Genomic DNA, 4420 nt, shown 5'->3' on the forward strand with positions numbered 1-4420 from the left:
TATCTCAGGAGGGACGGCACCATACCAGATAGTAGCGACAGGAGAGGATTACTTGGGTAACCCAGTGGACATATCATTCCCACCACAAGGGGCAGGCGATTTGACACCAGCGTTTGAGTATGTGGCGGGTACGTACCATGTATTAATTACTGATGCGAATGGCTGTACGTTTGAGATCGATGATGCGATCGGTCAACCGGAGAAGCTAGAGGTGATGTATTCAGTAGAGGATGCGAAGTGCTACGGTGACAACGGCGTGATCAATGGCAATATTTCGGGAGGAACAGCACCATACAATATCGTAGCGACAGGAGAGGATTACTTGGGCAACGCCGTGGACATTTCATTCCCACCACAAGGGGCAGGCGATTTGACACCAGCGTTTGAGTATGTGGCTGGCACGTACCATGTATTAATTACTGATGCGAATGGCTGTACTTTTGAGATTGATGATGCGATCGGTCAACCGGAGAAACTAGTGGTAACGTATTCAGTAGAGGATGCGAAGTGCTATGGGGGTAATGGCGTGATCAACGGCAATATCTCGGGAGGCACGGCGCCATACAATATTGTAGCGACAGGAGAGGATTACTTGGGCAACGCCGTGGATATTTCATTCCCACCACAAGGGGCAGGCGATTTGATGCCAGCGTTTGAGTATGTTGCCGGTACGTACCATGTGGTGATCACTGATGCGAATGGCTGTACGTTTGAGATCGATGATGTGATCGGTCAACCGGAGAAGCTAGTGGTAACGTATTCAGTAGAGGATGCGAAGTGCTATGGTGGTAATGGTGTGATCAATGGCAATATCTCAGGAGGGACGGCGCCATACCAGATAGTGGCGACAGGAGAGGATTACTTGGGTAATCCAGTGGACATATCATTTCCGCCACAAGGAGCAGGCGATTTGACACCAGCGTTTGAATATGTTGCCGGTACGTACCATGTATTAATTACTGATGCGAATGGCTGTACGTTTGAGATTGATGATACGATCGGTCAACCGGAGAAGCTGGTAGTAACGTATTCGGTAGAGGATGCGAAGTGCTACGGCGGTAATGGCGTGATCAACGGCAATATCTCGGGAGGGACGGCACCTTACCAGATAGTAGCGACAGGAGAGGATTACTTGGGTAACTCCGTGGACATTACATTCCCGCCACAGGGCGCAGGCGATTTGACTCCAGCGTTTGAGTATGTTGCCGGTACGTACCATGTGGTGATCACTGATGCGAATGGTTGTACGTTTGAGATCGATGATGTGATCGGTCAACCGGAGAAGCTGGTAGTAACGTATTCGGTAGAGGATGCGCAATGCTACGGGGGCAACGGCGTGATCAATGGCAATATTTCGGGAGGGACAGCACCTTACCAGATAGTAGCGACAGGTATGGATTACTTGGGCAACTCCGTGGATATTTCATTCCCACCACAAGGGGCAGGCGATTTGACACCAGCGTTTGAGTATGTTGCCGGTACGTACCATGTATTAATTACTGATGCGAATGGCTGTACTTTTGAGATCGATGATACGATAGGTCAACCGGAGAAGCTGGTAGTAACGTATTCGGTAGAGGATGCGGAATGCTACGGGGGCAACGGCGTGATCAATGGTAATATCTCGGGAGGGACGGCACCATACCAGATAGTAGCGACAGGAGAGGATTACTTGGGCAACGTCGTGGATATTTCATTCCCGTCACAAGGGGCAGGCGATTTGACACCAGCATTTGAGTATGTTGCCGGTACGTACCATGTATTAATTACTGATGCGAATGGCTGTACTTTTGAGATCGATGATACGATAGGTCAACCGGAGAAGCTAGTGGTAACGTATTCAGTAGAGGATGCGAAGTGCTATGGGGGTAATGGCGTGATCAACGGCAATATCTCAGGAGGGACAGCACCTTACCAGATAGTAGCGACAGGAGAGGATTACTTGGGTAACCCCGTGGACATATCATTCCCGCCACAGGGAGCAGGCGATTTGACGCCAGCGTTTGAGTATGTGGCGGGTACGTACCATGTATTAATTACTGATGCGAATGGCTGTACTTTTGAGATCGATGATTCGATCGGTCAACCGGAGAAGCTAGTGGTAACGTATTCAGTAGAGGATGCGAAGTGCTATGGGGGTAATGGCGTGATCAACGGCAATATCTCAGGAGGCACGGCGCCATACAATATTGTAGCGACAGGAGAGGATTACTTGGGTAACCCCGTAGATATATCATTCCCGCCACAAGGGGCAGGCGATTTGACGCCAGCGTTTGAGTATGTAGCCGGCACGTACCATGTATTAATTACTGATGCGAACGGTTGTACGTTTGAGATTGATGATGTGATCGGTCAACCGGAGAAGCTAGTGGTTACGTATTCGGTAGAGGATGCGAAGTGCTATGGTGGCAACGGTGTGATCAATGGCAATATCTCAGGAGGGACGGCACCATACCAGATAGTAGCGACAGGAGAGGATTACTTGGGTAACCCCGTAGATATTTCATTCCCACCACAAGGGGAAGGCGATTTGACGCCAGCGTTTGAGTATGTTGCCGGCACGTACCATGTATTAATTACTGATGCGAATGGCTGTACTTTTGAGATCGATGATGCGATCGGTCAACCGGAGAAGCTAGAGGTTATGTATTCAGTAGAGGATGCGGAATGCTACGGTGACAACGGTGTGATCAATGGCAATATCTCAGGAGGCACGGCACCTTACCAGATAGTAGCGACAGGAGAGGATTACTTGGGCAACGCCGTGGACATTACATTCCCGCCACAAGGGGCAGGCGATTTGACTCCAGCGTTTGAGTATGTGGCCGGCACGTACCATGTATTAATTACTGATGCGAACGGTTGTACGTTTGAGATCGATGATGCGATCGGTCAACCGGAGAAGCTGGTAGTAACGTATTCGGTAGAGGATGCGCAATGCTACGGTGACAACGGCGTGATCAACGGCAATATCTCTGGAGGGACGGCACCATACAATATCGTAGCGACAGGAGAGGATTACTTGGGTAACCCAGTGGACATATCATTCCCGCCACAAGGGGCAGGCGATTTGACACCAGCGTTTGAGTATGTTGCCGGTACGTACCATGTATTAATTACTGATGCGAATGGCTGTACGTTTGAGATCGATGATACGATCGGTCAACCGGAGAAGCTAGAGGTAACGTATTCAGTAGAGGATGCGCAATGCTACGGGGGCAACGGTGTGATCAATGGCAATATCTCGGGAGGGACGGCACCATACCAGATAGTAGCGACAGGAGAGGATTACTTGGGTAACCCCGTAGATATTTCATTCCCGCCACAAGGGGCAGGCGATTTGATGCCAGCGTTTGAGTATGTAGCTGGTACGTACCATGTATTAATTACTGATGCGAACGGTTGTACGTTTGAGATTGATGATGTGATCGGTCAACCGGAGAAGCTGGTAGTAACGTATTCGGTAGAGGATGCGAAGTGCTACGGAGGGAACGGCGTGATCAATGGCAATATCTCAGGAGGGACGGCACCATACCAGATAGTAGCGACAGGTATGGATTACTTGGGTAACCCCGTGGACATATCATTCCCACCACAGGGCGTAGGCGATTTGACACTAGCGTTTGAGTATGTAGCCGGTACGTACCATGTATTAATTACTGATGCGAATGGCTGTACGTTTGAGATCGATGATACGATCGGTCAGCCAACAGTCTTATCACTAAGCGGCAACGATGTTGATATTTTATGTACAGGCGATTCGACGGGTAGTATTGATCTAGGAGTTAGTGGAGGTGTCGGTCCATATAGTTATCTCTGGAATACGGGTGCAACATCAGAGGATCTAAGCAACCTTACGGCAGGCATGTATAGCGTGACGGTCACCGATGCGAATGGCTGTACGGCTGATACGATGTTTGTGTTGATCGATCCAACAGCGTTATCGCTAAGTGGTAGCCGAGAGAACAACCTGTGTTCAGGAGATTCGACAGGCAGTATTGACTTGGGTGTAAGCGGAGGTGTCGGTCCATATAGTTATCTCTGGAATACCGGCTCAACAGTTGAGGATCTAAGCAACCTAACTGCAGGTATGTATAGTGTGACGGTCACCGATGCGAATGGATGTACTGCTGATACGGTGTTTGTGTTGACCGATCCAACAGCATTATCGTTAAGTGGCAGTAGAGAGAACAACCTGTGTTCAGGTGATTCGACAGGCAGTATTGATTTGGGTGTAAGCGGTGGTGTCGGTCCATACAGTTATCTATGGAACACGGGTGTAACAGTTGAGGATCTAAGCAACCTAACGGCAGGCATGTATAGTGTGACGGTCACCGATGCAAATGGATGTACTGCCGATACGATGTTTGTATTGACCGATCCAACAGCATTGTCGCTAAGTGGCAGTCGAGAGAACAAC

1 protein-coding gene is annotated in these 4420 nt (G+C 49.3%); it reads left to right on the plus strand.

Annotated elements, in window-relative coordinates; genetic code table 11:
• Positions 1-4420: SprB repeat-containing protein (locus ABD985_RS16005; RefSeq protein WP_345373469.1), on the plus strand; the 4420-nt coding region annotated here is incomplete at both ends.

This window comes from Algivirga pacifica (assembly GCF_039543525.1).
Lineage (GTDB): Bacteria > Bacteroidota > Bacteroidia > Cytophagales > Flammeovirgaceae > Algivirga > Algivirga pacifica.